Consider the following 4,450-nt stretch of genomic DNA (forward strand, 5'->3'; position numbering starts at 1 on the left):
ATTAACATAATAATCATATGAAACATCTACTTTAAGTTCTATATACTTTTCTAAGAATAATAAAAAAAACTTTTCTAAGAATAATAAAAATCAATTATATATTATTTTGTGATTTTATCCTACCCCACTATTATATTTACTGTCAACATTTTACAAACAATTTTCACATGTAACACTTACCTTTTGACGGTGCTATCATTTTAAACATAACAACATGGTATTTTAATCACCTTAATTAAGTGCTGTTTTTCATACAATAAGAAGATCCTAGAAAATTACTCTTTAGACTCTTTCAATTCTTCTGTATTAATAATATTTGTTATATTGCCTTCTTCCCTCTTACCATCAATAAAACCCTCAGCGAAAATATAAGCTATTAAAGTTCCAAATGCCATTATTACACTCGTAACTTGTACAGCTACTGCTTCATCAAACTTAAATGCTGTAAGTAAAGCAGTAACTAAACCTACAATTGCCGCCCAAAACTTTCTGCTTGATAATTTTCTCTTCCAATCAATTTTATTATTCACATTATTCTCCTTTTATATTACTTCTATGAAATGATTTAAACCTCTTGTACTTGAAATGATTGATTTATCAAAATACATTTGAGTTGTACCTCCACCGTCAAGATTTATAAGAGCTTTAAATCCAAGCTTACTGTTTAACATATCGTTTCTAAATTCATTTACTGTTCTATTCTTAACTGATATTAAATAGATTTTTCCTCCATTGCTAACACCAATGGCACTATGATTAGTTTTTTTCAAAACATCAGCATATTGCCCTGTAAAACCTTCAGCAGTCGGATTATAAAATGGATATAAACTAAGTCCACCTATCGCCCACTTAATGTTTCCTTGGTACTCTGCTTTTATATTATAGATTCTTTTAAATATTACGTTTTTACCATCAAATATTAAAACTCCACGCTTTAAACCATTATAATTTGTAACATGACCATTTATATTAAGTTCTTTATTGTCTTGCATTACTAAATGACCACCATTTAATTTGCTATCCTTTGGACTTCCGGTCCAAAAAAATGTGCCGCTCATTCCATTTTTCTTAAGTAGATTTAATGTTTTACCGTTTGCAAGTGACATTTTTATATGTTCAGGTGTTGTCTCTATAACGTGCAAAGTTACGTTGCTATTATTAGATGTGCCAAGCTCATAATACTTAGAGGTAGGAATATCTATAATTGGTTTGCTTGGTTCTTTTTCAGGTTGCTTTCCCTTCTCAGGCTCGGATGGTCAAACCTCTTTATTTTCTACATATAAAGCTTTCCCGTTTCCGTAAGGTCTTTCTTCAACTTTCAAACCCAATATTTCAAAAAATTCTACAAGTGGCACAAGTTTACCAATACTTTCCATCCATAAGTAAGATTTACCATCTTTTACAGTTACTGATTTAGCTTCAATGCCATGAATAAATAATCTCCTGTAAGTTGTTTCCATAGGTTTCTCCCCTTTTTCCATATAGTTTCTGGTTGCATTGTCATAAATTCCTGTTACTGGTAATTTATTTTTAGTTTGATATTCCTTTAAAGCTTTTTCAGTATCATTTCCAAAACTACCATCAACATCTCTACCAGTCATACCTAACTTTCTTTGAAGTTCTGCAACATCTTCACCAGTTATCCATTTGCGTAATTCACCCGGATTATTTAAATAATAGTCGCTTGCTTCAACCAATCCACTTTTGTGTAATGAAGTACCGGGACAAGTTTTTGAAGAATATTCTCTATGAAATACAATTTTTGTCCCCCTTTTCATAAAATACCTAATTAATTCAAGTGTGATTTGTCTTTGTTTAACTGTGATAATATCCTTTCCTAAATCAAAATCTCCCACCTGCTCCATTGCAAAGTTACCAGTATTTCTGTTAGCAATTGAAACTGGTTTCTTTGAAAAGTTTCTTCCTATTAAAATAGTCCCATCAGGAAATGTTGAAATATGCTGACCTATTTCACCCCAACCTAAGCTTTTATGATAACTTCTCATCCCGTCATTTACTTTTTCAGGAGTGCTGTTTTTCATATTTGAGTAATTGGGTTTCCAGGTATGATGTATATGAAATTCTTTGTGGTTATAATTATCTAGTAATTTTAATAGTTCATTTATTGTAAGTCTTTGATTATATTTCATCTCTTATCCTCTCCTTTTTCTCTATCCTCCATTAATTTATCGTATCTTTTCTTTACAAAACTCTTCAACCAGCCCAAATCTGCGCCCGCCTCAATTAAATTTTCTATATTGCTTTGAAACTCTCTAAGAAATATCACCGAATATACAAAAGAAGCCATTATTTTACTGGCTTCTTTTAAAAATACAACTCTATAACTTAAACCTGTGAGTGCAAATATTATTAAATAAGAAAATATTTTAACAATAGTTCTCTCCCACATAGTTCTTGAAAATAATTTTTTATTTCGCACTGATTTAAAGTAACCACCATTTTTTCGTATAATAGCATACGCTTTTGTAAATATATCTAAAAAAGCTGCGATGGTTACAGCTATAAGGGCATATTTAAAATCAGCGTGGGGAAATAAAATATAAGTCAATATGCTTAAAATTCCACCTATTAATGGTTTTAGTCCTGAAAAGGCTTTACTTAGATAATCAATTATTTCTGTCATATATCACCTCAGTTTGAGTTATTAAAGAGCTTAGTTTTCAATTAAATCTTCTCTACCTTTTTCTGTTAAAATATTGTCCACTTCATCCTGATATTTCTGATTCCATTCAAGTGCAAATAATAAATTATATATCAAGTGACCTTCTATTATTCTTCTTGCCATATATTCAGCCATTATCTTGCACCTCCCATTAAGAGTTCATCGACAACATTTTCAAGTTGCTCTATTCTTTTATTTGCTATTTCAATATCCGTTAATGGTCTTTCTTTGTATTCATGCCAAAGTTTTTCCCCATCACACACTAGTATTGAATAATACCCTTCTTTATTTTCTGAAACTGGTAATTTATTAACTTTCAAAAAATTGAGATTTAATAAATCTCTCAGATTGAAGACAACAATATAGTTGTCTTAAATAATGTTTGTCTAAATTTTTTATAAAGTATCACATATTGAAGTTAAGTTTTTCCTCAATGCTTCCCCATTCAAAAATGTTATAATCGAAAGTATATAGTATGTTTCCGCAATGCTTACATTCTATTATATGTTCTTTTAATCTTTCTTTATCTTCCATAGTGATTTTATTAATTTGATCACATTCTTTGCAAATATAAAGAATTCCATCTTCTAAAAGTCTTTTTAATATCTTACTATTCGTTGCGTCTCCATAATCAGAATATCTCAATAACTTATTCATTATCTTTGTTGCCTTAGGAGCATTAATAATGTCTTCAAATAATTCAACAATTAACTCTACAGCATATTGCATAATTACAGGCACTATTTTATAATAATATTTTGCTAAATCTTTTCTTTCTTCCTCGTTTAAAAATAAAAAGTTTATATTGCCATCCTTTGTTTTATATTTTCCTCTCGTCGTTATCAAGTGCGTAGAATTATTCCAATAATTTTCAAGTGAAATATCTTCTTCTTTTTCAAACCTTAATTCAAAAAAATTACTAACCTTTCTCAAAGAGGAAATTTTTGTCGATATTTCTTCTGCTTTATTTTTTGTAATTTCTAAGTCTTTTGCCCTGCCATTAACAAAACAATCAATAAAATTTATCTTATCAACGTATATCCACTCCAATGTACCTAGAATATCTTTAAAGGGTTTTCTTAACAATGTAAAGGCTAGAGAGGTTTTATTTTTTGAGATTGCTTCCAAAGAAGCGTAGAAAAACGAATGAAAGTCAAAAAGTAAATTTCTGAAAATATCAACATAATAAGCATTATATATAGCATCCTTAAACCCATTATCTACCAACCATTTCTGAAAATCATCCGCTTTTTCAAATTCCCTTATTTCTTCTTCGCTCATTTTAATTTCTAATTCTAAAAAATTATTACGTTCAATATATGTTATTATGCTTCCTATAATGTCATTACATACCATCAAATAATCATATTGCTTAGTAAATTCTTTATTATATCGGGGTTTAGCAATATTTATAACTTTTGATCTATCTTTATCCAAGTTAAATCACCTCAATAATATTATACCAAGGCTTTAACTACTTACAAGTTTTATAACCACCCTCTTGACACCTAACATAGACTTGTTGTGTCACCCACTAATGACCACTAAAAAAGAGAGGTATTATCCCTCTCTCAGGCTGTTGACAATGAAATGTCAGCAGCCTTTTAAAATGGGTAAATATATTGTGGGTGATAAAAATGATGGGTAAAAAAGATAAAATAAGTAAAACTCAAATAGAAATGTTAAGTTTGGATTCTTTAGTTCCTAAGGATCATTTAGTAAGAAAACTAGAGAATGCTATAGATTTAAACTTTATCTATGATTTAA

General features: G+C 29.4%; 7 protein-coding genes. All 7 read right to left on the minus strand.

Annotated elements, in window-relative coordinates:
- Positions 1-275: 275 nt before the first annotated feature.
- Positions 276-530 (minus strand): hypothetical protein, encoded by a 255-nt coding sequence (locus EF514_RS10530; RefSeq protein WP_127725411.1) that lies wholly within the window; start codon positions 528-530, stop codon positions 276-278.
- Positions 531-542: 12 nt separating this feature from the next.
- On the minus strand, positions 543-1,142 hold the full coding sequence (locus EF514_RS10535) for a phosphodiester glycosidase family protein (RefSeq protein ID WP_127725412.1): 600 nt from the start codon (positions 1,140-1,142) through the stop codon (positions 543-545).
- A gap of 114 nt (positions 1,143-1,256) precedes the next feature.
- Positions 1,257-2,150: a peptidoglycan recognition protein family protein gene (locus EF514_RS10540; protein ID WP_127725413.1), complete on the minus strand. Its 894-nt coding sequence runs from the start codon at positions 2,148-2,150 to the stop codon at positions 1,257-1,259.
- A complete protein-coding gene (locus EF514_RS10545) occupies positions 2,147-2,644 on the minus strand; it encodes a phage holin family protein (protein WP_127725414.1) in 498 nt (165 codons plus the stop codon). Before EF514_RS10545 ends, EF514_RS10540 begins: the two co-directional genes overlap by 4 nt.
- A 30-nt stretch (positions 2,645-2,674) precedes the next feature.
- Positions 2,675-2,818: a hypothetical protein gene (locus EF514_RS10845; protein ID WP_164845597.1), complete on the minus strand. Its 144-nt coding sequence runs from the start codon at positions 2,816-2,818 to the stop codon at positions 2,675-2,677.
- Complete coding sequence (locus tag EF514_RS10550; protein ID WP_127725415.1) at positions 2,818-3,003, minus strand: hypothetical protein; 186 nt, start codon at positions 3,001-3,003, stop codon at positions 2,818-2,820. The genes EF514_RS10845 and EF514_RS10550 overlap by 1 nt, the downstream gene beginning before the upstream one ends.
- An 85-nt stretch (positions 3,004-3,088) precedes the next feature.
- The gene (locus tag EF514_RS10555; RefSeq protein WP_127725416.1) at positions 3,089-4,120 is read right to left on the minus strand and encodes a hypothetical protein; all 1,032 of its coding nucleotides are present in this window, start codon (positions 4,118-4,120) and stop codon (positions 3,089-3,091) included.
- Between the last annotated feature and the right edge of the window lie 330 nt (positions 4,121-4,450).

It is taken from the genome of Anaerosphaera multitolerans, from assembly GCF_004006535.1.
Lineage (GTDB): Bacteria > Bacillota > Clostridia > Tissierellales > Peptoniphilaceae > Anaerosphaera > Anaerosphaera multitolerans.

Excerpts from the sequence above, each read along its gene's own strand:
- EF514_RS10540 (WP_127725413.1), bottom strand. The coding sequence starts at position 2,150 with ATGAAATATAATCAAAGACTTACAATAAATGAACTATTAAAATTACTA.
- EF514_RS10545 (WP_127725414.1), bottom strand. The coding sequence starts at position 2,644 with ATGACAGAAATAATTGATTATCTAAGTAAAGCCTTTTCAGGACTAAAA.
- EF514_RS10845 (WP_164845597.1), bottom strand. The coding sequence starts at position 2,818 with ATGGCTGAATATATGGCAAGAAGAATAATAGAAGGTCACTTGATATAT.